The organism is Sphingomonas phyllosphaerae (assembly GCA_036946405.1).
Lineage (GTDB): Bacteria > Pseudomonadota > Alphaproteobacteria > Sphingomonadales > Sphingomonadaceae > Sphingomonas > Sphingomonas phyllosphaerae_D.
Map to the genome: position 1 here is coordinate 2,092,507 of JAQIJC010000001.1, position 26,941 is coordinate 2,119,447.

General features: G+C 68.5%; 18 protein-coding genes. 10 read left to right on the top strand and 8 right to left on the bottom strand.

What is annotated here, in order from left to right; all coding sequences use genetic code 11:
- On the bottom strand, positions 1 to 1,758 hold the full coding sequence (locus PGN12_10030) for a type I secretion system permease/ATPase (GenBank protein MEH3104230.1): 1,758 nt from the start codon (positions 1,756 to 1,758) through the stop codon (positions 1 to 3).
- Positions 1,759 to 2,071: 313 nt separating this feature from the next.
- On the opposite strand from PGN12_10030, the gene PGN12_10035 reads away from it, so the two are divergent.
- From PGN12_10035 to PGN12_10045, 3 genes are read left to right on the top strand one after another with little or no spacing between them, the layout of a single operon-like run.
- Positions 2,072 to 2,395, top strand: coding sequence for a hypothetical protein (locus tag PGN12_10035; protein ID MEH3104231.1), 324 nt, complete (start codon positions 2,072 to 2,074; stop codon positions 2,393 to 2,395).
- Positions 2,392 to 3,957, top strand: a complete 1,566-nt coding sequence (locus tag PGN12_10040) for a PepSY-associated TM helix domain-containing protein (protein ID MEH3104232.1) — start codon at positions 2,392 to 2,394, stop codon at positions 3,955 to 3,957. The genes PGN12_10035 and PGN12_10040 overlap by 4 nt, the downstream gene beginning before the upstream one ends.
- Positions 3,950 to 4,243, top strand: a complete 294-nt coding sequence (locus PGN12_10045) for a hypothetical protein (GenBank protein MEH3104233.1) — start codon at positions 3,950 to 3,952, stop codon at positions 4,241 to 4,243. Before PGN12_10040 ends, PGN12_10045 begins: the two co-directional genes overlap by 8 nt.
- A 167-nt stretch (positions 4,244 to 4,410) precedes the next feature.
- Here the strand turns inward: PGN12_10045 and PGN12_10050 are convergent, their stop codons facing one another.
- Complete coding sequence (locus tag PGN12_10050; protein ID MEH3104234.1) at positions 4,411 to 6,165, bottom strand: histidine kinase famiy protein; 1,755 nt, start codon at positions 6,163 to 6,165, stop codon at positions 4,411 to 4,413.
- Positions 6,166 to 6,244: 79 nt separating this feature from the next.
- Entirely contained in the window at positions 6,245 to 7,114 is an 870-nt protein-coding gene (locus PGN12_10055; protein ID MEH3104235.1) for a 3-hydroxybutyryl-CoA dehydrogenase, read from the bottom strand.
- Between the two features lie 75 nt (positions 7,115 to 7,189).
- Between PGN12_10055 and PGN12_10060 the strand changes: the two genes are divergently transcribed.
- From PGN12_10060 to PGN12_10070, 3 genes are all read left to right on the top strand, one after another.
- Positions 7,190 to 8,281, top strand: coding sequence for a DUF1176 domain-containing protein (locus PGN12_10060; protein MEH3104236.1), 1,092 nt, complete (start codon positions 7,190 to 7,192; stop codon positions 8,279 to 8,281).
- Positions 8,278 to 9,144, top strand: coding sequence for a hypothetical protein (locus tag PGN12_10065; GenBank protein ID MEH3104237.1), 867 nt, complete (start codon positions 8,278 to 8,280; stop codon positions 9,142 to 9,144). Before PGN12_10060 ends, PGN12_10065 begins: the two co-directional genes overlap by 4 nt.
- Positions 9,145 to 9,372: 228 nt before the next feature.
- Complete coding sequence (locus tag PGN12_10070; GenBank protein MEH3104238.1) at positions 9,373 to 10,869, top strand: peptidase S10; 1,497 nt, start codon at positions 9,373 to 9,375, stop codon at positions 10,867 to 10,869.
- Between the two features lie 583 nt (positions 10,870 to 11,452).
- Here the strand turns inward: PGN12_10070 and PGN12_10075 are convergent.
- The 4 genes from PGN12_10075 to PGN12_10090 form a co-directional block, all read right to left on the bottom strand.
- On the bottom strand, positions 11,453 to 12,418 hold the full coding sequence (locus PGN12_10075; GenBank protein ID MEH3104239.1) for an agmatine deiminase family protein: 966 nt from the start codon (positions 12,416 to 12,418) through the stop codon (positions 11,453 to 11,455).
- Positions 12,419 to 12,429: 11 nt separating this feature from the next.
- Positions 12,430 to 14,088 (bottom strand): M28 family peptidase, encoded by a 1,659-nt coding sequence (locus PGN12_10080; protein MEH3104240.1) that lies wholly within the window; start codon positions 14,086 to 14,088, stop codon positions 12,430 to 12,432.
- Positions 14,089 to 14,154: 66 nt separating this feature from the next.
- Positions 14,155 to 14,337, bottom strand: coding sequence for a hypothetical protein (locus PGN12_10085; GenBank protein ID MEH3104241.1), 183 nt, complete (start codon positions 14,335 to 14,337; stop codon positions 14,155 to 14,157).
- A 247-nt stretch (positions 14,338 to 14,584) separates the two neighbouring features.
- On the bottom strand, positions 14,585 to 15,898 hold the full coding sequence (locus PGN12_10090; protein MEH3104242.1) for a glycoside hydrolase family 27 protein: 1,314 nt from the start codon (positions 15,896 to 15,898) through the stop codon (positions 14,585 to 14,587).
- A gap of 369 nt (positions 15,899 to 16,267) precedes the next feature.
- On the opposite strand from PGN12_10090, the gene PGN12_10095 reads away from it, so the two are divergent.
- The 4 genes from PGN12_10095 to PGN12_10110 are packed head-to-tail and all read left to right on the top strand — an operon-like array spanning position 16,268 to position 24,609.
- Entirely contained in the window at positions 16,268 to 19,324 is a 3,057-nt protein-coding gene (locus tag PGN12_10095; GenBank protein MEH3104243.1) for a TonB-dependent receptor, read from the top strand.
- A 49-nt stretch (positions 19,325 to 19,373) separates the two neighbouring features.
- On the top strand, positions 19,374 to 20,906 hold the full coding sequence (locus PGN12_10100) for a tryptophan 7-halogenase (GenBank protein MEH3104244.1): 1,533 nt from the start codon (positions 19,374 to 19,376) through the stop codon (positions 20,904 to 20,906).
- Positions 20,903 to 22,402, top strand: coding sequence for a tryptophan 7-halogenase (locus tag PGN12_10105; protein MEH3104245.1), 1,500 nt, complete (start codon positions 20,903 to 20,905; stop codon positions 22,400 to 22,402). The genes PGN12_10100 and PGN12_10105 overlap by 4 nt, the downstream gene beginning before the upstream one ends.
- Positions 22,403 to 22,407: 5 nt before the next feature.
- Positions 22,408 to 24,609, top strand: a complete 2,202-nt coding sequence (locus PGN12_10110; GenBank protein ID MEH3104246.1) for a hypothetical protein — start codon at positions 22,408 to 22,410, stop codon at positions 24,607 to 24,609.
- A gap of 20 nt (positions 24,610 to 24,629) precedes the next feature.
- Here PGN12_10110 and PGN12_10115 read toward each other — a convergent pair whose 3' ends face one another.
- Positions 24,630 to 26,816 carry a TonB-dependent siderophore receptor gene (locus PGN12_10115; GenBank protein MEH3104247.1) on the bottom strand — a complete coding sequence of 729 codons (2,187 nt, stop codon included), beginning with the start codon at positions 26,814 to 26,816 and terminating at the stop codon, positions 24,630 to 24,632.
- Positions 26,817 to 26,941 lie beyond the last annotated feature (125 nt).

Genomic DNA, 26,941 nt, shown 5'->3' on the forward strand with positions numbered 1-26,941 from the left:
TCAGGCGCTCCCGCTGGGGGCATTGATCGAGGGGGTCGGGCGCGGCACCGCGCGCGGGCGTTGCGGCGCGATCTTGGGCAGTATCTCGTCGCGCGGGCCGAACATCTCGACCCGGCCGCGGCGCATCACCAGCAATTTGTCGACGACCGGCAGGATGCCGAGCTTGTGGCTGACGACGAGGATCGTGTGCCCGGCCTTCTTGTAATGGTCGATCGCGGCGAGCAGCGCGCCATCGCCCTCGGCATCGAGGTGCGCGTTGGGCTCGTCGAGGATCAGCACCGCAGGATCGCCGAACATCGCGCGCGCCAGCGCGACGCGCTGCGCCTGACCGGCCGACAGCCCGCGTCCGCCCGGCTTGAGTTCATGGTCGAAGCCGCCGGGCAGCCGCTGGATCAGTTCGCGCGCGCGCGCGCGCTCGGCGGCGGTGATCGCGGCGGCGTCGATCGCGGCCGAGTCGTGCGACAGCTCGGTGCGGAAGCGCGCGATATTCTCCTTCACCGTGCCCGCGAACAGCGACGGGTCTTGCGGGAGATAGCCGATATGCTCGGCGAGCAGCTCGGGATCCCAGTCGGTGGCGTCGGCGCCGTCGATGCGGACGCGGCCGCGATCGGGGCGGATCGCGCCGGCGATGATCCGCGCGAGCGTCGACTTGCCCGCGCCGCTCGGGCCGACGATCGCGATCACCTCGCCCGCCGCGATCGGCAGCGAGACGTCGCTGATGATCGTGCCGTCGCGGGCGTCGTTGAACAAGGTGACGTTCTCGAGCCGCAGCGTGCCCTTGGGGGCGGGGAGCTGCGTCACCGCGCCGGTCGCCTGCGTTTCGGTCAGCAATTTGTCGAGCCGCAGGTAGCTGCCGTGCGCCTGCGCGATCCCCTTCCAGCTGCCGATCAGCATCTCGATCGGGGCGAGCGCGCGCGAGATCAGGAACGAGGCGGCGAAGATCGAGCCGCCGGAGATCTGGTTGTCGATCGCCAGCAGCGCGCCGAGCCCGAGCGCGAGGCTTTGCAGCGCGAGGCGGACGAACTTGGTGGCGGTCATGTAATTGCCGCCGGTGAAGCCGGCGCGGGTCTGGAGCGCGAGCATCGCCTCGCGATAGCGCAGCTGCCGCGACACCATCGCGCGGCGCATCCCGAGCGCGCGCACCGCCTCCGCGCCGCCGAGCATCGCTTCCTGGCTGGCGTAGCTGGTGGTGGCGGCGATCTGCGCGCGCTCCAGTGCGGTGCGCGTGCCCTTCTCGTTGCGCCACGCGATCAGCGGCAGGATCGTGCCCCCGACCAGCGCGACGACCCCGAGCACCGGATGGACGAGGAAGCAGACCGCGATATAGATCGGCGTCCACGGCGCATCGAACAGTGCGAGCACGCCGGGGCCGCTGAGCGTCTGGCGGACGTTATCGAACTCGCGCAGCGCCTGACGCGCGACCGGCTGGTCGGGACGGCCGATCGTCGCATCGAGCAGCAGCGGTGCGAGCGTCGCGTCGAGCCGGACCCCGGCGCGGACCAGCAGCCGCGTCCGCACCCGGTCGAGCATCGACAACGTGACGAGCGCGAACAGCAGCACCGCGGTCAGGAACCACAAGGTCAGGCGGCCGTGCGTCGGCACGACGCGGTCGTAGACCTGCAGCATGTAGAGCGTCGGCGCGATATAGAGGACGTTGACCAGCGCGCTGAAGCCGAACGCCGCCAGAATATGGCGGCGGCACAGCGACAAGGCCGCGCGCATCGGACCGGCAGCACCCGGATTTGCGGTGATCGTCATGGAACCAACGCCTAGCATCTCGGTTTCGCTATGGCGACGGGGTACGTGCGAGGCGCGCCCGCAGCGCGGGGCGGCCTCACACGCCGGTCCGATGTCCCTTTCCCGACACCCATATCCCAGCGAATGCTGAACAAAATCCTAGCGTTGCGGCGATCCTGCGGCGCAAGAGACGATGGCGCTCCGATCACCGCGCGCCTGTCGGCCGTCCCGTGATGCGATTCGGTCGCGAAATTTGCCGGGCACTATTGCTAGTCAGTCGCAATCGCTGCTATGCCGCGGTCGTTCACGGGCAAGGGGATGGTCAAGGATGCTGATGCAGCGGGCGGATTCGGTCGTGACGCCGACGCCGCGCGTGCGTCACATTCGCGTCGCGGCGCTGGCGATGCTGGCGCGTTGCCTGACTGCGTTCCTTGGCGGATACGTGCTGACCGCGACCGTCGCCACGCTGGTGGCGCGGGTGCTGCCGATCTCCCGCGTCGAGGCGACGATTTGGGGGATGATCCCCGCCTTCCTCTTCTATGCGACGGTCGGGCTGTGGTGCTTCCACGAGCCACGGCTGGCGCGTGCCGCAGCGGCGGTGTGGGGCGGGGCGATCGTCGCGGGGGTCGCGCTGTGGCTGCTGGGCGTGCGGCCGTGACGCGATCGCTGCGGCAGTCGATGGCGTGGATTCACAGCTGGCTGGGGCTGCTGGCCGGCTGGATCCTGTTCGCGATGTTCCTGACCGGCACGGCGAGCTATTTCCGTCCCGAGATCACGCGCTGGATGCAGCCCGAGCTGCCGATGAACCGCACCGCGGGCGCCGATGCGGCGCAGAATGCGGTCGCCAGCCTGTCGCGCGACGGCATCCGCGACCAGCAATGGTTCATCCAGTTGCCCAACGCGCGCGATGTCGTGACCCACGTCTATGCGACGCCCAAGCCCGATGCGCAGGCGACAGACGAGCGGCCCGGCAAGCGGCGCAAGCGCGCGGCGGAGCAGGTGCTCGATCCCGCGACCGGTGCCGCGATCCACGCGCGCGACACGCGCGGCGGCGAGCATTTCTATCGCTTCCACTTCCAGTTGCAGCTTCCGCATCCCTGGGGTCGCTGGCTGGCGGGTGTCTGCGCGATGTTCATGCTGGGCGCGATCATCTCGGGCGTGGTGACGCACAAGCGCATCTTCGCCGACTTCTTCACCTTGCGCTGGAACAAGGGGCAGCGCAGCTGGCTCGACGCGCACAACGTGTCGGCGGTGCTCGCATTGCCGTATCACGCGGTCATCACCTACACCGGGTTGATGACGCTGGTGCTGATGTACCTGCCGTATCCGATCGCGATCAATTACAAGCAGCCGCTCGACTTTGGACGCGATGCCTACGGGCTGCCGGGCGACGCGGTGGCGAGCGGGCGGGCTGCGCGGCTGGTGCCGATCGCGCCGCTGGTGCGCGACGCCGAGGCGCGGCTGGGAATGCCGGCCGCGCGCCTCGTGGTGCAGCAGCCCGGCGACGCCGCCGCGACCGTCGCGGTCACCGGAAGCTCGGGAGCACGGCTGAACGCGCGCACCGGGACGGTGGTCTATTCGGGTGCGACCGGCGCGTTGCTCCAGCCGCCAACGGGCGGTGGGCCGGCATTGTCGACCGCCGGGGTGATGCTGGGGCTGCACCTCGCCAATTTCGCGGCGCCGACCTTGCGCTGGGTGCTGTTCCTGCTCGGTCTGACCGGGGCGGCGATGGTCGGGACCGGATTGCTGCTGTGGACCGCGGCGCGGCGCAAGCCGGGTGCGACGCCGTTCTTCGGGTTGCGGCTGGTCGAGCGGTTGAACATCGCCACGATCGCCGGACTGCCGCTGGGCATGGGTGCCTATCTGCTCGCCAACCGGGTCGTCCCCGCGGCGGCCGAGGGGCGGGCGAGCACCGAGGTGGCGACGATGTTCTACGTCTGGGGCGGCGCGGCGGTGCTGCAATTGCTGCGCCCGGCAAGGCAGGCATGGGCGATCCTCTTCGGCGCGGGCGCGGCGGTCTTCGCGGCGATCCCGATCGCGAACGCGCTGACCACGTCGCGCGGGCTGCTGGCGTCGTGGCGCGCCGGTGACGGACTGTTCATGGGTTTCGATCTAGCGATGCTGGGCGTCGCCGCCCTGCTGGGCATCGCGGCATGGCGGGCGGCACGGCGGCCGGCGGGGCGCGCGCCGCGACGGACACAAGGGGTTGTACATGTTTGAAGGCGTCTTGCTGTGCGCGCTGGCGTTCGTGTTGCTGGCCGCGGCGTCGTACAAGTTCCGGCGCGAGGCGGGTATCTCCGGCGAGCGTGCGGTACGCGCGTTGCGCAGCGGCGCGGCGGTGCTGATCGCCCTGGCGCTGATGCGCGTCGGCACACCATTGGACGGTGAGCGCTGGGTGCGGTTGCTGACCTGCGCATCGATCGCGTCGGTGGCGGTCGTGCTGGCGCTGTCGGTGGCGCCGGGCGCGGTCTTCTATCCGGTCCGCCGGGTGCTGCGCCGGTCCTGAAGACGGCGCAGGGGCAGGGCCTGAGCAGGTGACTGATCCGTCGTCACGTCGCTGCGCTTGCGATGGGCGGCGTGGGGCGGATTTGCTTCGTTTTTGGTCTCGGTGAGACACTGCCCCACCCCCGGCCCCGCCCCTGAAGGGGAGGGGAGCTTTTTAGAGTTTGCGGGTTATGCCTCTACGGCGCCGAAGTCGGAGCGCGAGCGGCGCCTGCCGCCTTCGCCGCCGCGGTTGAGCGCCAGCCGGACGCGGTCGAGCAGTTCGGAGCGGCGATAGGGCTTGCTCAGCACGTCGGTGGCGCGCGCGCGCGGGCCGCCGACCACAAGTTCCTCGTTATAGCCCGTCGTCATCAGCACCGAGACGGCGGCGTCGCGCTCGACGACCGCGTCGGCAAGCATCAATCCGTTCATTCCACCCGGCATCACCAGATCGGTGAACAACAGGTCGAAGCGATCCTTCGGGTGGACCGCATCGAACAAGGTCAGCCCCGCCTCGGCGCTGATCGCGGTCGACACGCGATAGCCCGCGGCCTCGAGGATCTCGCGCGCGATCGCCAGCACCTCGTCATTGTCCTCGACGACGAGGATATGTTCGGCCCCCTCGCGCGCGGCGCTGGTCGCGGCTTCCGCCTCGACCTGCCCGGTGTCGGGGGTGCGGTCGGCCTGCATGACCGGGAACAGCATCCGCACCACCGTGCCCTTGCCGGGCGTGCTCTCGATCTCCAGCCGCCCGCCGGACTGACGGACGAAGCCGCTGGCCATCGCCAGCCCCAGCCCGGTGCCCTTGCCGGTGCCCTTGGTGGTGAAGAATGGCTCGGTGGCGCGCTCCAGCACCTCGGGACTCATGCCCGCGCCATTGTCCTCGACCTGCACCACGACATAATCGCCCGACGGCAGATCGTGCGCGGCGGCGTCGCCGTTGAGGTGGCGGGGAAGGGTGGAGATCGTCACCAGCCCGCCATTCGGCATCGCATCGCGCGCGTTGTTGACGATGTTGAGCAGCGCCATTTCGAGCTGGTCCGGATCGACCACGACATGCTGCAAGCCGCGACGCAGGCTGAGATGGATGTCGATCTGCTTGTTGACCGAGCTTTCGATCAGGTCGCTGAATTCGGAGACGAGATGCGTGAGATTGAGCGGGCGTGGTTCCAGCCGGGTCTTGCGCGCGAAGGCGAGCAATTGCCGCGTCAGCTTCGCGCCGCGCTCGGCCGCCGACTGGGCCGCCGCGACGTAGCGCTTCACGCGTTCCGGATCGCTGGTGTGCGTGACCAATTCGAGATTGCCGTTCACGACCTGCAGCAGATTGTTGAAATCGTGCGCGAGCCCGGCCGTGAGCTGGCCGATCGACTCCATCTTCTGCGCCTGTCGATAGGATTGCTCCGAATTGCGGCGGCGGGTGACGTCGAGCTGGCTGGCGAAGAAATATTGCAGCTTGCCCTGCGTGTCATAGACCGGGCCGATGAACACCGCATTCCAGAACGGCGAGCCGTCGCGGCGATAGTTGAGCAATTCCAGCGCGACCGACGAGCGAGTGCGGACCGCCTCGCGCAATTCGGCGACCGCATTGCGATCGGTCTGCGCGCCTTGCAGGAAGCGACAATTGCGCCCCAGCACTTCATCTTCCTCATAGCCCGTCAGGTCGAGGAATGCCTTGTTGGCGAAGACGATCGGATTGTCGTGCTTGCTCGGATCGGTGAGCAGCATCGGCATCCGCGTCATCTCGATCGCGGCGAAGAAGACGCCGCCGCGATCCTGAAGGTTCGGGTTGGTGATCGTGCTTTCACGCCAATGGTGGAGCCCGATCCGCGCGATCGGCTCGCTCGCGCCGACGTCCATCGTGCCCTCGGCCGGGCGACCCGCGGCAAGGCCGGTCGGATCGACATCGTCGTGCTGGTTCGGATCGGACGGCTGCACGTTGTCGTTCATTCCCCGGCTGTTACGCACCCCAACCCCCCGGCGCAAGAAAGGTCGCGCCGGAAAGGAGGGGGGCAGCGGAAAATTCGCGTCAACGCGTCGGCACCGGCTCCGCGCCCGAATAGTCGTAGAAGCCGCGGCCGCTCTTCTTGCCGTACCAGCCGGCCTCGACATATTTGACGAGCAACGGGGCGGGGCGGAACTTCGGGTCGCCGGTGCCTTCGAAGAGCACGCGGATGATTTCGAGGCAGGTGTCGAGCCCGATGAAGTCGGCGAGCGTCAGCGGCCCCATCGGGTGATTGAGCCCGAGCTGGCAGGCGAGGTCGATGTCGCGGATCGTCGCCACGCCCTCGCCGAGCGCGAAGATCGCCTCGTTGAGCATCGGCATCAGCACGCGGTTGACGATGAATCCCGGCGCATCGTTGGCGCGCACCACCGCCTTGCCGAGCCGCTCGGCGTAGCGCTCGATCGCGGTGACGGTCGCATCGGCGGTGGCAAGGCCGCGGATCACCTCGATCAGCCCCATGACCGGCACCGGATTGAAGAAGTGCACGCCGATGAAGCGCGCCGCGTCGGGCGCGGCCTGCGCCAGCCGCGTGATCGGGATCGACGAAGTGTTCGAGGCGAGCAAGGCCTCCGGGCGCAGCACCGCGCCGACATCGGCGAAGATCCGGCGCTTGATCTCCTCGCGCTCGGTGGCGGCCTCGATCACGAGGTCGCAGGGAGCGAAGTCGCTGGCGCCCGCCACCGGCTCGATCCGCGCCAGCGTGGCGTCGCGCGTTTCCGCGTCGATCTGGCCCTTGTCGAGCGCGCGCGCCAGCCGCTTGGCGATCCCGGCCTTGCCCGCCTCGGCACGCGCCGCGTCCACGTCGCTGAGCAGCACGCGATAGCCCGCCGCGGCGGATACCTGTGCGATACCCGCGCCCATCTGCCCCGCGCCGATTACGCCGACCACCTGCATCTGCCATCTCCTATTCATGTTGACGCGCCTTTAACCTGCCGCGGTGACGATGCGCCAGCAGCAGGGGGCAAGGCGATGAAAAGAGTGGCACTCGGGGCCGTACTGGCGCTGGTCGCCTGTTCGCGGCAGCCCGCCGACGCCCCGTCGCCGACCGCTACCTCCACGGTCGCGGGGCGCCCGACCCCTGTGGCCACGACGGCCGGCGACGATCATGCGGTGCCGCGGCCGGCTGAGCAGAAGACGTTCCGCGATTGGACGGTGGCGTGCGACAATGTCGCGCACTGCGCGATGGCGTCGCTGGGCACCGATGCCGACTTTCCGGCGGTGACGATGCAGGTCGCGCGCGCCGCCGGGCCGGATGGCGCGGTCGAGGTCGCGCTCGCCATGCCGCAGGGCGACGGCGATGCGCCCGCGACGCTGCGGATCGACGGGCAGGCGTTCGCGGTCGCGGGGGACGGGCTGAGCGGTGCGGCGGCGGCGACGATCGCGCGCGCGCTCGCCGAGGCGACGACGATCGAGGCGCTCGACAGAAGCGGCAAGCGGCTCGGCACGATCCCGGCGGCGGGTGCGTCCGCGGCGCTGCGCTATATCGATGCGCAGCAGGGGCGTGCGGGGACGGTGACCGCGCTGGTCGCCCGCGGCGACGGGCCGGCGACGAAGGTGCCACCGGCGCACGCCGCCCCCCGCGTGCGGGCGGTCGCGTTCGCGGGCGAGGCGGCGACTCTGACGCCGGCGTTGCTGGCGGGGATGCGCCGGACGGCGGAATGCGACCCGTCGTTCGCTGGGCCGGCGCCGCGTGCGCATGGACTGACCGACGGGGCGACGCTGGTGCTGCTGCCGTGTTCGGCGGGGGCCTATAACGAGATCGACGCCTTGTTCGTCGTGCGTGACGGCAAGGCGACGCCGGCCGGGATCGATGCGCCCGCCGGGTTCGAGCAAACCGGCGCGGATTCGCAGACCCCGGTGCACAGCGTCATCAACGGCGACGTCGAGGGCGGCGTGCTGCACAGCTATGCCAAGGGGCGCGGGCTCGGCGATTGCGGCGTGATGCAGTCGTTCGTGTGGGATGGCGCGCGATTGCGGCTGGTCGAGCAGCGCAGCATGGGCGAATGCCGCGGCAACCCCGATTACCTGCCGGTGTGGCGCGCGCGCGTGGTGCGCGGGTGAGCGTCGCGCTGTGGCTGGCGCTGCAAGGGGCGGCGGAGACGGGCGACTGGCGGGTGATCTGCGACGATCGCCGGCGCTGCGTCGCCTTGTCGCAGGTGCCGAACGGCGGCGAGCCCGACGCCTATCCGCTGGTGGTGCTGCGCCGCGACGGGGCGGTCGCGGCGATCGACCTTCCGATCCCGCCGTCGGTCGCGGCGGGAACGCGGATGACGGTGGCGATCGACGGGCGGACGGTTGCGCAGTTGATTGCGCCGGGAGGCGGGACGGGGCTGTCGCTGCCGTTTTCGGGCAAGCTGGCCGGTGCGCTGCGTCGGGGGCGGATGCTGACGCTGGCTGAGCCGGGTGGGCGGGTGCGCTCGCGGGTCTGGCTCACCGGGTTGACTGCGGCAATGTCCGCGCTTGCCGACGCGCGCCCGGTGCCGGCGACGGAAACCGTGATCGACATGCCGCCGGTCGGGGCGCACGCGCCGCGCAGTCTGTCGCGTAAGCAGCTGGAGAAACTGGTCGGCAAGCCCGCCAAAGGTTGCGCGACGGTCTATGCGCGCGGTTACCGGCTGGATGCGGCGCACACGCTGCTGGAAGTGGTGTCGCCGTGTCGTGGGGCGGGGGCGCTGCCCTATGTCGCCCCGGACAAGGGCGACACCCGACCCGCCGTCGACCTGCCCGCGACCGGCGCGTGGGAGCCGGCGCGGCGACGTTATGCGGTGCTGTTGCCGGCGACGGCAGGGCGGGATTGTGGGGTCCGACGCGACTTCGTCTGGGATGGCGCGCGCTTCCGGCTGGCCGAGGAGCGCGTGATCGCCGAGTGCCAGAGAGCGACCTATGAGGTGACGACCTATCGCGCCGTGGTGCGGGGCGGCTAGGGCGGCCTCCTCCCTTCTTCGTCATCCCGGACTTGATCCGGGATCCCGCTTCTGCCTCGGATGCGCGAAAAAAGCGGGCCCCCGGCTCGCGGCCGGGGCGACGACTGGAGAAACACCCGTATCAATCCGGGTAAGCGGCGGATTGCGCGGGCCGGTCGAGGGTGTAGCATGGCCGGATCAGGCACCGGCAACCCGCCGGTCCGCCACATCCCGGATGCCACCCTGCCGATGATCGTTCGCCCGCTGTCGCTCGCCGCCCTGTTGCTCGCCACCACCGCGCCTGCGCTGGCGCAGACCGACAAGACCACCACTACCGTCGAGAAGAAGCAGGAGGACGACAAGCAGCAGCAACCGCCGCTGCCTGCCGACAAGACGATCACGCAAACCGCGCGGATCGGCGGTCGCGCGATAACTTACAAGGCGACCGTCGGCACGATCGCGGTGCGTGACGAGAAGGGCAAGGAGATCGGGCAGGTGGTCTACACCGCCTATACCGTGCCCGGTGGCGACGCCGCGCGCCCCGTCACCTTCGCATTCAACGGCGGCCCCGGCGCGGCGTCGGTCTACCTCAACATGGGCGCGGTCGGGCCGAAGCGCGTGCAGTTCGGCGCGCAGGGCGACTCGCCATCGGACGCGCCGATCGCGCGCGACAATCCCAATAGCTGGCTCGACATGACCGATCTGGTCTTCATCGATCCGATCGGCACCGGGTTCAGCCGCAGCCTGGTCGATGCCGATGCGACCAAAAAGGCGTTCTACGCCAACGATCCCGACATCAAATATCTGTCGAAGGTGGTGTACGACTGGCTGGTCAAGGAAGGCCGGCTGCGCTCGCCCAAATATGTGATGGGCGAAAGCTATGGCGGTTATCGCGCGCCGCGCATCGCCTATGAACTGCAATCGCAGATCGGCGTCGGGATCAACGGGCTCATCATGGTGTCGCCCTATCTCGATCCGGCCTCGGGTGATGGCGCGACCGCTTTGTCGCCCTTGCCGTGGATGATCGACCTGCCGTCGATGGCGGCGGCCAATCTGGAGCGCAAGGGGCAGCTGACCCCGGCGGCGATGGCCGAGGTCGAGGCCTACACGCGCGGCGACTTCGCGCGCGACCTGTTGCTAGGCCGCGCGAACGCCGAGGCGGTACAGCGCGTCGTCAGCAACGTCACGCGGCTGACCGGGCTCGACCCGGCGCTGGTGCAGCGGATGGGCGGGCGCGTCGACAGCCGCACCTTCCTGCGCGAAGTCCATCGGAACGACGCGACGATCGGCAGCATCTATGATTCGAACGTCACCGCGTTCGATCCCTTCCCGTGGTCGCCGCGGCAGGAGTCGAACGATCCGCTGCTCGACTCGCTGATCGCGCCGACCACCAGCGCGATGGTCGATTTCGTGACGCGCGAGGTCGGCTGGAAGACCGACGCGCGCTACAATGCGTTGTCCTATGCGGTGAATGCGGCATGGGATCGCGGGCAGCCCGCCGATACGCCCGTGTCCGACCTGCGCAAGGCGATCGCCAACGATCCGAAGATGCGCGTGATGATCGTGCACGGCTGGGACGACCTGTCGTGCCCGTTCTTCGCCTCGCGGCTGATCGTCGACCAGATGCCGGCGTTCGGCGTGGCCGAGCGCGTGCAACTGCGCGTCTATCCGGGTGGGCACATGTTCTACAGCCGGACGGATAGCGGCGCGTCCTTCAAGGCCGATGCGGCGGCGATGTATCGGTAAGACGTGAGAGATACAGCATTTCGCTTGGCATGATCGTGCCCCCATCTCTCCGTTCGCCCTGAGCTTGTCGAAGGGCGTGTTGCGGGGCGCGTGCTTCGACAAGCTCAGCACGAACGGGGGATGGGGCGGGCCGGCGATTGGATCGTCGTACCGTGCTTGAACCGGGACATCGTTGGCTGCCCGTCACTGCGAGCGCAGCGAAGCAATCCAGGGCGTCCTGATCCGGCCCTGGATTGCTTCGCTGCGCTCGCAGTGACGGGTTACAGCTAGAGTGTGATCCACCCGGTTTGAACCACTTCCCATCGTCACCCCGGCGAAGGCTGGGGCCCAGTTGGGAAGGTCTACGAAATCAAGGCGCGACCTACATCATCAGCGTCCCCCAACTGGGCCCCGGCTTTCGCCGGGGTGACGCTTCAGCTTGGATGGATTACACTCTAGGATTAGCCGAGGAGAAGCGCGCGCCGGATCAGGGCAGGGCGACGGCAAAGCCGCCGCCTTTACGTCGGACGCGCGGCGGTGCCGCGCGCCGGCCGATCCCGGCCTTGCGCGGGCCGGTGGCCCGCGCAGCGCCGCGCGGGCGCGGCTAGGCCGGGATTTGCTGGCTGATGCAGTGGAAGCTGCCGCCGCCGGTCAGGATCGCGTCGGCGCGCAGCCCGACCACCTCGCGACCGGGGAACAAGGCGCGGATCGCCGCGACCCCGGCGTCGTCATATTCGGTGCCATAGACCGGCACGACCACTGCGGCATTCCCGATGTAGAAGTTCATATAGCTGGCCGGCACGACCTGTTCGTCGCGCAGCACGCGACCGGGGGAGGGCACCTCGACCACCTCGATCCCCATCGCGCGCGCGCGGATCGCGGCGTCCTGAAAGACCTGCCAGTTCGGATCGTTCTCCTCCGCGCGCGGCAGCGCGAGCCGGTTCGGCGCGACGAACCGCGCCAGATTGTCGACGTGCCCGTCGGTGTGGTCGTTGAGCAGGCCGTTGCCGAGCCACAGCACGCGCGTCAGCCCGAGGTCGTCGGCAAGGCGCTGCTCGATCTCCGCCTTCGACATGCGCGGGTTGCGGTTGGGATTGAGCAGGCATTGCTCGGTCGTCACCACCAGACCGGTGCCGTCGCCATCGATCGCGCCGCCTTCGAGGATCCAGCCGCACGGCAAGACCGTCAGCCCGCGCGCGCGCCCGAGCCGGGCGCCGATATCGTCGTCGCCTTCCAGCTCGTACTTGCCACCCCAGCCGTTGAAGCCGAAATCGCGCGCCTTGCCGTCGCCGCCGACGATCGGGGCGGTATCGCGCAGCCAGATATCGCCGAACGGCTCGACGACCACCTCCGCGAACGGCGCGCGCTGACGCGCGTCGCTGGCGGCCTCGTCATCGGCGGCGACCAGCAGCACCTGCTCGCCACGCCCATCGGCGTGGACGGCACGAGCGAAGGCGGTCACCTCGTCGCGCGCCTCGTCGAGGTCCTCCAGCCACAATTCGGGATGACTGGGATAGCCGATCCAGACGGCGGCGTGCGGAGCCCATTCGGGCGGCGGGGTCTTGGTCATCGTCGTCCCTCTTACTTGGCGGTCGCCGCGGCGCGGCTCTTGTCGCGGATCGCGCGAAATTCGTCGCCGGCCACCCAATTGGGCCACGCGCTGCTCTCCGCGAGCGCGCGGCCGATCCCGTAATAGAGCTGCACGTCCTTCACCGTACCGGCCCAGTTCCAGTTCGGATCATATTCGTCCTTGGGTCCGTGGTAACGATGTTCCTCATAGTCCTTCGCCGCCGCCGCGCCCGCCGCCTTGCCGCCCGCGACCAGATCGTCGCCGCCGTCGAAATAGATCATCGGCACGCCGCGCTTGGCGAGGCTGAAGTGGTCCGAGCGATAATAGAAGCCCTTTTCCGGGGTCGGCTCGGCACTGGCGATGCGGTTCTGCGTCTTGAGCGCGGCGTCGAGATAGGCGTCGAGTTCCGACTTGCCCTTGCCGACCACCACGACGTTCTTCGCCGGGCCCGCCAGCGACAGCGCGTCCATGTTGACCCCGCCGACCGTCTGGCTGAGCGGGTAGACCGGATTGGCGGCATAATATTCGGAGCCGAGTAGCCCGCTCTCCTCGCCCGTCACTGCGACGAACACCTGACTGCGCGGGGTCGGGCCGGCCTTCACGTTCGCTTCGGCGAGCGCGACCAACGCGGCGGTGCCGGTGGCATTGTCGATCGCGCCGTTGCAGATGTCGTCGCCGTCGGGCGCGGCCTCGCAATGCCCGAGGTGATCCCAATGCGCGGAATAGAGGACGTAATCATTGGGGTGCGTCGTGCCGGGCAGAATGCCGATCACGTTGCGTGACTGGTGACGGCGAACGTTCTCGTCGAACGACACCGACGCACGGACGCCGTTCAGCGGGCGGGCGCGGAAGCCCTTGCGCGCGGCGGCGGCGGCGAGCGCGTCGAAGTCGAGCCCCTCGCGCTCGAACAATTTGCGCGCCTGCGCTTCCTGCATCCAGCCGATCGCGGCGCTGTCGCGGGCATGATTGTCGGCGGCGTCGGCGACCTGCTGCGGGCCGGTCCAGCTCGACTGGACGACGTTCCAGCCATAAGCGGCGGGCTCGGTCTGGTGGACGATGATCGCCGCCGCCGCGCCCTGTCGCGCCGCTTCCTCATACTTGTACGTCCAGCGGCCGTAATAGGTCATCGCGCGCCCGCCGAACGGGCCGACCAGATCAGGGGTGCGCCAGTCGGGATCGTTGACGAGGATCAGCACCGTCTTGCCGCGCACGTCGACGCCGGCATAGTCGTTCCAGCCCTTCTCCGGCGCGTTGATGCCGTAGCCGACGAACACCACGGGCGAGTCCTTGACCTCGACGCGCGGCGTGATCCGCCACGTGCCGACCACCATGTCGGGGCCGTAGTTGAGGCTGAGCGGCGCGCCCGCGCCGGTGAACACCAAGGGCGAGACGTTCTTCGCGGTCAGCTCGACCAACGGCACGTCCTGATACCAGCGGCCCTTGTTGCCCGGCTTCAGCCCGGCGGCGGCGAAGCGCTTCGCGAGATAGGCGACGGTCTTCTCCTCGCCCGCGGTGCCCGGCGCGCGGCCCTCATAGGCGTCCGAGGACAGCTCCCTGGTCACGTCCTTGAGCGTCTGTTCGGAAATCGGCGCGACCGGCGCGACGATCGTCTGCGCCGGAGCGGTGGCGGCGAGCGCGAGAAGGGGCAAGGCGGCAAGACGCAAACGCATGACGGAGACTCCGGGACCAAGGCCCGCGCCTTCTGCCAAGCGACGCGGGCGCTGTCCACGCACGCATCACCCGGCGGTGAGCACGCAGTAGAGCAGCAGCGGAAGGCCGAAGAAGAGGATGGCGAGCAGCAGTCCGACCGCGAGCGCCCGGTCGGCGGGCGGCGGCGCGGCATCGGCGGGCGGCACGATCGCGGCCGGACGGGCGGGGGAGGACGGCGCGGTGTCGCGCGGCAACAGGTCGCTGTTCATGGCAGGGCTTCCGCTGGCTCGAAGGCGCGGGCGTCGGGCTGACGCGGCCGCATCGGATCGGCGAGATCGTCCCGAACCCGGGCGGCGCGCCGCCGGGTCCGGGCTAGCCGCGTGCGGCGAGCTGTCCCGCGTGGTCGCGAAAGCGCTGATGAACGACAGCGGCGGTCATGCTGGAAATATGGGGTTTTTCGCCGACGAGTCAACGTGACGCCTGCCCCGATGCGCGCGCACCGGGGCAGGCGGTCGCTCAGGCGGTCAGGCGATACAGACCGGCGCCATGCCCGGGCAGCCGCTGCACGAGGCGGCCGGTGACGCGTCCGAGCGTCGCACCGCTCCACAGGTCGGTCGCCGTCGCGGCGTTGCCGAGTTCCAGATCGCGCAGCGCGATGCCGACGTCCTTCGGCCGGTCGGTGGTGTTGAACAGCGCGACATAGCGGTCGGCGGGCGCATCCTCGGGGCGCGCGGACCAGATCCGCGTGCCGTCCGCGATAAAATGCGGCTGGTTGCCGGTCGACGCCTGATTGACCGCCAGCACCGCGCGGTTGGTGAGCAACGCCAACGTCGGGGCGTCGAGGTGGCGCAGGTCGCCGCCCATGATGAGCGGCGAGCGCGCGATCGACCACAGGGTCATCAACGTCCGCTGTTCGTCGGGCGTGAACTTCGTGTCGCGTTGGCCGAGCGCGAGCCGGCCGAGCGGCAGCATGTCGGCATCGGGCCACGCGCCGGGGCGACGCCACGGGTTCCAGTTTTCGAGCCGCGTGAACTGCGCCTCCAGCATCCCCCAATCATCCCAGAAATCGTCGGAGATGCGCCACATCTGCGCATAGTCGCGGACATGCCCGCCGCGGATCACCGGCGTCTCGCCGGGCGACAGGCTGAGCGTGATCGCGCGTCGGCTGTTGACGATCGCCTTGTGCGCGGCCTCGATCTCCGGCGCGTGCGCGTCATAGGGGCGGCTCATGTCGTCCATCTTGACGAAGTCGACGCCCCAATCGGCATAAAGGCGGAAGATGCTGTCGTAATAGGCCTGCGCGCCCGGCTTCGTCATGTCGACGCCGTACATGTCGGGGTTCCACGAACAGATGCTGTTCTTGTCCGCGACATCGGCGGCGCGATAACGGGTGCCGAGGATCGGCAGGTTCTTCTCGACCGCCAGCCGCGGGATGCCGCGCATGACGTGGATGCCGAACTTCATGCCCATCGCATGAACGTCGGCGGCGAGCTTCGTGAAGCCAGATCCGTCCGCGCTGGACGGGAAGCGGTTCGGCGCCGGAATCACCCGGCCATAGCCGTCCATCGCCGGCGTCGGCTTGGCATTGTAGGTGTAGCTCGACGCCTCGGGCTCGTACCACTGGATGTCGACGGTGAAGACGTCATAGCCGAACGGCAGCAACTTCGCGCGCATGATCGCGGCGGTTTCGCGCGCCTGCGCCTCGGTGATCGTCGTCGCGAAGCTGTTCCAGCTGTTCCAGCCCATCGGGGGCCGCGGGGCAAGGATCGCCGCGCCGCTGTCGGCTGTCGTGGCGCCGCCCTGCGCCGCGGTGGCGGACGTCGTCGTCATCGCCGCAACGCCGGCGGCCGTCGCGCCGACCAGTGCCTGGCGCCGGTTGATCCCTGTGCTCGTCACGTCATCCCCTCTCGCTGCAACTTTATCGCGCCCTTCTAAATGTCGGAGTTAAACGTGGGAAGTGCTTGGTGACCCATTTGCTGATCGGGTCGGCCGGATGAAGCATCGCCGGCAAAAAAATTGCTCGGAGATGGTTACGCTACCATCCGCGCAAATCCGTAGGCCGGCGGGTTTGCACACGTTTGCGCGCCGGTTCGGAAGAGAATGTAAGATTAAAATGCTTTGTTTTTCGAAACGCCCGGCGATATTGGGAGCGCTATCGAAAGCGCGACAAGCGCGGCACGGATCATTGAAGGGGGGGATATGCTGTCACATCATCACGCACGCGCGCTCCGTCGCGGCGCATCGACGCTCGCGCTCGCAGCGGTTGTTTTCGCTACCACGGCACAGGCGCAGGTCGAACCGCAGGGGTCGGTCGGCACCACGCAGGAAGCGACCGGTGAGGAAACGGGCGCGGGCGATGTCGTCGTCACCGGCCGCCGCGCCGCGTTGCAGGCCGCCGACGAGCGCAAGCGCCGCAGCGAGACGATCGTCGATTCGATCGTCGCCGACGACGCCGGCAAGCTCCCCGACAATTCGATCACCGAAGTGTTGCAGCGCGTCTCGGGCGTGTCGATCGTCCGCTTCGCCGCGCTCGGCGATCCCGATCACTATTCGGTGCAGGGCTCGGGCGTGCAGGTGCGCGGCCTGACCGGCGTCGCCTCGCGCCTGAACGGCCGCGAGATCTTCAGCGCCAATAACGGCCGCGCGATCCTGTGGAGCGACGTGACGCCGGAATTGATGGCCGCGGTCGACGTCTACAAGGCGTCCACCGCCGATCTGATCGAGGGCGGCACCGGTGGCCAGATCGACCTGCGCACCAAGATGCCGTTCGACTTCAACGGCGACTGGCATGTCGCGGGCACCGGCGAGTTGAGCCTCGGCGACATGGCGAACAAGGCCGATCCGATGGGGTCGGTGCTGGTCACCAAGTCGTTCGACACCGGCATCGGCCGGATCGGTGTGCTGGCGGATGTTGCGTACAGCCAGTTCAGCTCGCTGTCGCAGTTCATCCGTACCGAACCCTATTTCAAGACGCGGATCGACTCGAAGGACTATTACATCCCGGGCGGCTTCACGTACGGTGACGAGGCGTTCCAGTATCGCCGCTACGGCATTTACGGTGCGGTGCAATGGGCGCCGTTGGACTCGTTGACCTTCACGGGCAGCTTCTTCCAGTCGCGCTACAAGAGCAAGTCGAGCGATTACGGCGCGCAGGTGTCGTCGCAGACGCTGTCGGTGGATCCGGCGACCAGCGAGTTCGACGAGAACGGCCTGTTGCTCAAGACCAACTCGCTGTTCAACCGCGACACGGGCACCTTCCTGCCGAGCAGCGGACAGGTGAACAGCAGCGGCAACAAGGGCTATGTCACCAGCAACACGCGGACGCGCGACTATTCGCTGTCGTTCGTCTGGGCACCGGACGACGGCCCGTTGACGATCAAGGGCGCGTTGCAGCGCGTCGATTCGCAGCAGATCTACGACCGGATCGACATCTTCCGCGAGATCGGGTTCGGTCAGGGCTTCGGCATGGACCTGACCGGCGACCTGCCGCGCATCACGGTCGGGCCGTCGACACAGGCGTCGTTCGCCGATCCGTCCAATTACTTCTGGTCGGCGTCGATGCCGCACAACGAAGATAACAAGGGCCGGCTCGACACCGCGCAGGTGGATGCCGAATACAAGTTCGACGACAGCTTCTTCCGTTCGGTCAAGATCGGCGGCCGCGCCGCCAAGCGGACCGAGCGCGATTTCGCGAACGGCTACAACTGGACCGCGCTGGGCCGAGGCTGGAACGGCGATCCGCAGCTCACCTATGCCAATGCGGCGCCCGGCGACATTTCGTACCACGCCTTCAACGATTTCTTCCGCGGCGAGACGACCTTGCCCGGCAATCTGATGTTTGCGTCGGAGGCGCTGGCGTCGCGGTACAACACCGATCGCACCGGACTGGTCCAGTCGCCGCCGGCCGGCTTCTGCGGCCCGGCGACCATCGCCGATCCCAACAATCCGGGCGCGACCATCTCGAACCCGCAATGGTCGAACTGCTCGTCATCGGGCGCGCTGCCGGCCGGCAGCGGCTATGGCGGCGCATCGGGTATCCGCCCGGTCCGCTTCGTCCTGCCCGACGATCGGGTCGATAACCAGACCCGCAATCTGGCGGCGTACGCGCTGGTACGCTTCGGCCCGCAGGGCGACGGGCCGGGTATCTCGGGCAACGTCGGCGTGCGCGTCGTCAACATTACGAACGAGGGCAGCGGCTACATCCGTCAGAACGGCACGACGTTCATCCGCAACGGTGCGACCGCCACGCTGACCAACGACGCGGTGCCGCGCAGCGGCAAGGCCGAGTTCACGCGCGTGCTGCCGTCGATCAACCTTGAGTTTGCGCCGACCGACCGGAGCAAGATCCGCGCCGGATATAACATCACGCTCGATCTTCCGTCGTTCAATGCGCTGCGCGCCTCGGGCACGGTCGGTGTGGCGACGACCCCGGCGAGCACACCGGGCGGGCTGCCGAACTTCACCAACTTCACGACCGAAACCGGCAATCCGTTGCTCAAGCCGACGATGTCGAACAACGTCGATCTGTCGTTCGAATATTATCTGAAGCCGGGTACGTCGTTCCACATCGCGCCCTTCTACAAGCGGCTGACCGATCTGCCGATCTTCTCGCTGACCCAGCGTCAGGTGAATGTCGTCTTCTCGGACGGCACCACCGAACTCGCCAATATCGCCGCGTCCGACTACAGCAATGCGACCAAAGCCGCGACGGTCAAGGGTGTCGAAGTGGGCGGCCGCTTCTTCCTCGATATGTTGCCGGGCTGGTTGAGCGGCTTCGGGTTCGAAGGCAATTACACCTTCATCGACAGCAAGAACCCCGGCGATCTCTATCGCGACATCAACGGCGTCATCAAGAACGACGCGCCGCTGGTGGGATTGTCGAAGCACAACTTCAACGCGACGTTGTTGTACGAGCGCAACCCGATCTCGTTCCGCGTCGCTTATTCGTGGCGCTCGCGCTACCTGCAGTCGACCAACAGCAACGGCACCAACCCGACCTACAATTACTACACGGCCGCCGGCACCTCGACGCCGATCCAGATCGCGCTGCCGGTCTATGGCGATAATTACGGATCGCTCGACGCCGGCGTCCGCTTCAAGGTGACCGAGAACTTCTCATTCGGTATTCAGGGGACCAACCTGACCGCCGCGACGCAGCGGACGGTAATGGGCGGCTATCCCGGCGGCGAGCTGGTCGGGCGGAGCTGGTTCCAGGCGGATCGCCGGATCAGTACCGGCATCAACCTGTCGTTCTGATAGGATGCGCAGGCTCGCCCGGTCGGGCGAGCCTGCGAGGGAGTCGGTGATGAAGAAGCGCGTCCTGATCGTCGGTGGCGGGACCGCCGGCTGGCTCACCGCTGGCTATCTCGCGAAACGGCTGAGCGCCGACCTGCCCGGCGGGGCGGCGATCACGCTCATCGAGTCGACCGACATCGGCATCCTCGGCGTGGGGGAGGGGACCTTCCCCACGATCCGCAACACGCTGGCGACGATCGGGATCAGCGAGGCCGATCTCGTCCGGCATTGCGGCGCAAGCTTCAAACAGGGCGCGAAGTTCGCGCATTGGCGCTTCACCCCCGGCACGGCCGGGCCGGACCATTATACACACCCGTTCCAGGTCGCCGAGGCGGCCAACGGCGTCGAGCTGTTGCCCTATTGGCTGCTCGGCCACGGCGGCACCGACAATTGGGATGCGGTGTGCAGCCCGCAGAAAAAGGCCGCCGACGCACACCGCGCGCCCAAGCTGCCCAGCCACCCCGATTATGTCGCGCCGCTCAATTACGCCTTCCACTTCGACGCGGTGGCGCTCGCCGCGCTGCTGCGCGACAAGGCGGTCGCGAGCGGGGTGACGCATCTCGACGGGCGTGTCGATGAGGTCACCGTCGGCGAGGACGGCGCGATCGCCGGGGTCGTGACTGATCGCCACGGCACGCTGACCGCCGATCTCTACATCGACTGCACCGGCTTCCGCGCCGAACTGATCGGCAAGGCGCTGGGAATGCCGTACCGATCGTGTCGCGACGTGCTGTTCTGCGACAGCGCGCTGGCGGTGCAGGTGCCGTATCGCGACGAGCGCGAGCCGATCGTGAGTTACACCGTCGCCACCGCGCAGGAGTCGGGCTGGATGTGGGACATCGGCCTCGATCGCCGCCGCGGGGTCGGGCACGTCTATTCGTCGGCCCACACCGACGATGCGCGCGCGGCGGAATTGCTGCGCGGCTATACCGGGCAGGATCTGGAGCCGCGCAAGATCCGCTTCGAGGCCGGCTATCGCGAGGTCAACTGGCACCGCAATTGCGTCGCGATCGGATTGTCGAGCGGGTTCTTCGAGCCGCTGGAGGCTACAGGCATCGTCTTCTCCGAAGTCGCGGCGGGGATGGTCGCGAACCTGTTCCCGTGGGGCGGCGATTACGAGACGTCGGCGCGGCAGTTCAATGCGAACATGCTGAAGCGGTACGAACGCGCCCGCGACTTCATCAAATTGCATTATTGCATCACCGAACGGCGCGATTCCGATTTTTGGCGGGATAATATCGCGGCGTCCTCGATCCCGGACAGCCTCCACGACATGCTCGAGCGCTGGCGTTTCCGTCCCCCGACCGAGATCGACATGGACGCCAATGTCGACATCTTCACCGACGCCAGCTGGCAATATGTGCTGTACGGCATGGGCTGGAAGACGGATTTGTCAGCGCGTGCCGGGGCTTACCGCTACGCCGACGAAGCGCGGCGCGCCTTTGCCGAGGTCGAGCGGCAGGCGGCGTTCGCGGTCGCAAACCTGCCGAGCAACCGGCAACTCATTGATTATGCACGTGTTCGCGGGTTCGGCGCGGCGTGAAGCGGGTCGTCATCGTCGGGGGCGGCACGGCCGGGTGGATGACCGCCGCGGTCCTCGCACGATTGACCGATGCGGGCATGTCGGTGACGTTGGTCGAGTCTGAAGAGATCGGAACGGTCGGCGTCGGCGAGGCGACGATCCCGTCGCTTCACGATTTCAATCAACGACTTGGCATCGACGAAGATGCGTTCGTGCGCGCAACGAGCGCGACGTTCAAGCTGGGGATCGAGTTCGTCGACTGGCGGCGCCTCGGCGAACGCTACCTCCACCCGTTCGGCACGTTCGGCCGCGACGTGCAGGGGGTGAAGTTCCACCAGCTCTGGGCGCGCGCGCAGCGCGACGGCGACGCGGCGGGGGCGCTGGAGGATTATTGCCTGACCGCGGTCGCGGCGCGGAAGGCGCGCTTCACGCGACCGTCGCGCGATCCGGCGGCGGTGCTGTCGTCGTTGCGCTATGCCTTTCATTTCGATGCCGGATTGTACGCCGCGTTCCTGCGCGAGCGCGCGGTCGGCGAGGGCGTGACGCGCGTCGAAGGACGGATCGGCACGGTCGAACTGGCCTCGGAGAGCGGCGACATCGCGGCGGTGGTGCTGGCGGACGGGCGACGGATCGCGGGCGATTTCTTCGTCGATTGCAGCGGCTTCCGCTCGCTGCTGCTCGGCGAGGCGCTGGGCGTGCCGTTCGTGAGCTGGCAGCATTGGCTGCCGTGCGACCGCGCGCTGGCGGTGCCGAGCGCCGCCACCGCGCCGCTGCTGCCGTACACCCGCGCGACTGCCGAGCAGGCCGGCTGGCGCTGGCGAATCCCGCTCCAGCATCGCATCGGCAACGGGCATGTCTACGCGAGCGCGTTCGTCGACGACCAGCAGGCGGCGGACGCGCTGCTCGGCGGGCTTGATGGCGCGGCGCTGGCCGAGCCGCGCGCGCTGCGCTTCACCGCGGGGGTGCGCGAACGCTTGTGGGAGCGCAATTGCGTCGCGATCGGGCTGGCGGGCGGGTTCCTCGAGCCGCTCGAGTCGACCAGCATCCATCTGATCCAGTCGGGGATCGCGCGGCTGATGAGCCTGTTTCCCGGCGACGCGCGCGCCGTGGTCGAGCGCGACACCTACAACCGGCTGCTCGACACCGAATATCGCCAGATCCGCGACTTCATCATCCTCCACTACCACGCGACCGAGCGCGACGACTCACCGTTCTGGCAGCATTGTCGCACGATGACGCCGCCCGACACGCTCGCCGGGAAACTGGCGCTGTGGCGCGCGCGCGGGCGGGTGTTGCCCGAGCCGGGTGAATTGTTCACCGACGACAGCTGGGTGGCGGTGCTCGCGGGTCAGGATGCCGCGCCCAAGGCGCTCGATCCGCTGCTCGCCGCCTTGCCGCGGGCGATGGCGGGACGCTTCCTCACCCATTTGCGCGGCGTGATCGCGCAGACCGCCGCGGCGATGCCAGATCACGCCGCGTTCATCGCGCGGCATTGCGCGAGCGCGCACGGGAGATGACGGCGATGCGGCTTCCGATCCTGGTCGCGCTCGCGCTGTTCGGCGCGACCGGCGCGGCCCCGCCGCCGGCGACGCCGTATCGCTGGCAGAATGTCGTCGTCGGCGGGGGCGGCTTTGCGCCTGGGATCGTCTTCAGCCCGGTCGAGCGCGGGCTGGCGTATCTGCGCACCGACATGGGGGGCGCGTATCGCTGGGACGCGCGCAGCCGCCGCTGGCAGCCGTTGCAGGACGACGAGGCGGAGTCGAACTTCATGGGGATCGAGAGCATCGCGCCCGATCCGCACGACCCGAGCGTCGTCTATCTGGCCGCCGGCATGTCGGCGCGGGGGCCGGCGGCGATCTTTCGTTCCTCTGACCGTGGTGCGCACTGGCGCAAGACGATCGTGCCGTTCGCGATGGGCGGCAACGAGGACGGACGCGGGCTGGGCGAACGGCTGGCGATCGACCCGCATCGCACGTCGACGCTGATCTTCGGATCACGTCACGACGGACTGTGGCGCAGCGACGATGCGGGTGCGCACTGGCAGAAGGTCGCTTCGTTTCCGCTCGCCGGTCTCGGGCGGCCGGATCGGCCGCGCGTGACGCATGGCGGGCTGTCGTTCGTGCTGTTCGATCCGGCGCAGCGCGGGCGCATCTTCGTCGCCAGCGCCGACCCCGGCGCGCAACACTTGTTCCGCTCCGATGACGGCGGTTCGCACTGGCAGACGGTGGCGGGCGGTCCGGCGGCGGACCTGTTGCCGGTGAAGGGCGTGATCGATGCGGACGGCGTGCTGACGCTGACCTATTGCGACGCGATCGGCCCGAACGGGATCACGCGCGGCGCGGTGTGGCGCTTCGACCCGCGCAGCGGCGCGTGGCAGGATGTCACCCCGTTGAAGGGCGCGGCGGTGGTGCCCGGCGGCTATATGGGCGTCGCGGTCGCCGCGCGTGATCCGCGCGTCATCGCGGTGGCGACGGTCAATCGCTATCGCCTCGGCGACACGGTGTGGCGGTCGGAAGATGGCGGGCGGACATGGCGCGAGCTGGCGCGCGACAGCGTCCGCGATGTGTCCGCCACGCCGTTCCTCGATTTCGACGGCAAGGCGGATTTCGGACATTGGATCGCCGGGCTGGCGATCGATCCGTTCGATGCCGGCCATGCCGCCTATGTCACCGGCGCGACCGTCTATGCCACCGACGACTTCGCCGCGTCGCACGCGATGCGCTGGGCACCGTGGACGCGCGACATCGAGCAGACCGCGATCATCACTTTGGTCAGCCCGACCGGTGGCGCGCCTTTGGTGTCGGGGTTCGGCGACCTCGGCGGCTTCCGGCATGACGATCTGACGCGCTCACCGTCGCACGTGCACCGCAACCCGATGCTGACCAACACCAATTCGCTCGATTACGCCGGCATCGCGCCGCAGGTGATGGTGCGCAGCGGCAACACGCACAAGCCGGTCGTTCCCGACACGTCGCTGGCGTGGTCGGCGGACGGCGGCACGACGTGGCAACCATTGCGCGTCCCGGTGCAGCGCGGTGAGGACGGGACACCGTCGCGCGCGCAGACCGGCAGCGCGGCGATCACGGTTTCCGCCGATGGCGCGACCTTCGTGGTCGAGACCGAACAGCCGTTGCTGACGCGCGATCGCGGACGGAGCTGGCACCCGGTCGAGGGCTTGCCGACGCGAACGCGGGTCACCGCCGACAAAGCGGACGCTCGCCGCTTCTACGCGGTGGATGCGGAGGCTGGGCGGGTGTTGCGCAGCGATGACGGCGGTGCGCGCTTCCATGCGGCCGCCGGCCTGGGGCTGCCCGCCGACCTTTCGGGAGCACGCGCGGTCGGGCGCGAGGCTGCCAATCCGCTGGTCGCGGTGCCGGGACGCGCCGGGGCGTTGTGGCTGCTGGTCGGCGGCGACCTCTATCGATCCGCGGACTTCGGTGAGCATTGGGTACGCGCGACCAACGGCATCACGATCGCGCGTTATGGAGTCGGCAAGGCGGCGACGGGCGCGCCATGGCCAGCGCTCTACGCGATCGGGTCGATCGCGGATGCACGCGGCATCTATCGCTCGATCGACGGCGGGGCGCGCTGGACGCGCATCAACGACGCCGCGCACCAATGGGGCCTGCGGCTGCGCGTCATCAGCGGCGATCCGCGGCGGTTCGGGCGCGTCTATGTCGGCACGGACGGACGCGGCATCATGTACGGCGATCCCGCGGAGTAGACGGAGCGCGGGACGGCACGTCAGAAGGCGAAGGCCAGCGTTCCGATCGCGCGGCGCGGATCGCCGATCGCGACACCATATTGGTTCACGGCCGAGGTATAGTAGGTCGCGTCGAAGACGTTCTTCAGGTTGAACTGGAGCGTCACACGCCGGCCGGCCAATCGCGTATCATAGGTGACGAACGCGTCGGCCACGACATAGTCGTCGAGCCAGAAACTGTTGGCGCTGTCGCCGGGCCGGCGCGCGACATAGCGGCCGCCGGCACCGACCCGCAGCCGATCGTCGCCGGCCAGCGCACCCACGTCATAGGCGAGCGAGAGCGAGGCAGTATGCGGCGCGACGTTCGCCAATCGCTTGCCCGCGAACACGGGATCGTCGACCGTCCGCGCGCGAGTGTAGGCATAGCTGGCGATCAGGCTGAGCGTGCGGGTCACCTGGCCGGCGAGATCCAGCTCCACACCGCGCGAGGTGGCGCGTCCGGCGGTGCGATAGTCGGTCAGCAAGGTGGCGGGATTGAACTGCGACACCAGCACGTTGCGTTTGTCGATGTCGTAAAGCGCCAGCGTGGCGGAAAGGCGATCGGGCATGTCGAGCTTCGCGCCAAGCTCGAACGAACGCCCGCGTTCCGGCGCGACCGACGAAGTGATGGTCACCCCGCTTGCCAGCGGCGCGATCGTCGAGGTCGGCTTGAGCGAACGCGTGTAGCTGCCGTACAGCGAGACGGCGGGCGCGGCGCGCCACACCAGCCCGGCCTGCGGGACGAACGCCCATCCGGTCAGATCGGTATTGGCGACGAACGGCCGTCCGCGTCCGGCGCGTTGGTCGAAGCCGATCAGTCGCCCGCCCGCGACGACGATCCAGCGATCGTCGAGGTGGATCGAATCCTGCCCGAACAGCGAATAGTTCCAGAGCCGGTCGGTCTGGTCGCTGTCGGTGGCGGAAACGCTGGTCGGGAATGGCTCGCGGCCGTAGACAGGGGCGAGGTAGCTGAACGTGTTGCGCACTGCCTGGCGGATCAGGTCGCGGCGGTAGTAACGGCGGTATTCCCCCTCCGCGCCGAAGATGACGGCGTGGCGCGTCCCGGCCACGTCGAACCCGCCGTCGATATAGGTCTGGAGATAGGCGTCGGTGCTTAGCGCGCCGATCGTGGCGTCGTTGCTGCGCGTCAACGTGCCGCGCTGGACGGTGACGCCGGTGACGCGCAACTGCCCGGCGTCATAGCGCTCGCTGTTGAGGCTGGCGGCAAGGTGCGCCGCCCACCGGCCGCCCAGCCGGTGATCGACCGCGAGCTGGACGAGGTGGCTGTCGCCGGTCATCCGGTTGTTGGGATCGTCGAGTCGGCGGCGGCGCGGCACCGCCAGCGGCTGCATCGTGCGCGGATCGAGCGCGGTGCCGCGGTCGAACGGATAATCGAAGCGGCGGAATTCGTACCAGAGCACTGCCTGGGTCGCGCCGCCGTACCAGCCGAGCGACGGTGCGATCAACGTGTCGCGGCGGACCCCGAAGTTGCGCCAGTAATCCTCGTCCTGGTGATCGAGCACCAGCCGCGCGGCGAGATCGCCGCTGATCGCGCCGGTCAGATCGGCCATCGCCTCCAGCCCGCTACGCGCCGCCGCATAGCTCGACCCGGTCAGTGCGACGGTCAGCTGCGGATCGAGCAGCGGCTTCTTCGAGACGATGTTGATAACGCCGCCCGGGTCCATGATGCCGTAGAGCAGCGATGCCGGGCCCTTCAATACCTCGACGCTCTGCGCGGCGGCGTTGAATGCGCGGCCCTGCACCAGTGGCATCCCGTTGTGCATCACCGATCCGTCGCGATTGCCGCCGAAGCCGCGCTTGAGCACGGTATCCTGCGTCGCCGCCAGCGTATTGCCTTGCGTGATGCCGCTGACGTTGGTCAGCACGTCGTCGAGATAGCGTGGACGCTGGTCGCGCAGCACCTGCGCGGGTACGATGTTGACCGTCTGCGGCGTGTCGAGCGGATCGGCCGCACTGCGCAACGTCGAGGCATCGGGGGTCGGCTTGTAGCGATCGTCTGCGGTCTTCGGGGCGGGCGAGGCGCGGCCGGTGACCACCACCTCCTGTCCGGTCGCCTCCGGCGCAGGCGAGGCGGCAGCAAGGCCCGCAGCGGCAGGCGGCGCGGCGTGAACGGTCGATGCGAGCGACAGGCCCGCGGTTGCCAGCAAACCGCCGGTGAACGTCTTCATAGTGATTTCCCCCGTCGCGGCGGCATATACAAATGCGAGGGATTCGCAACAGGGCGCTGTGCAGATTTTCAGCGGCGCCCGGTGGAGGGAGGTTGCGGTCAGCGGCAAAGGCCGCGTTCGGCGGG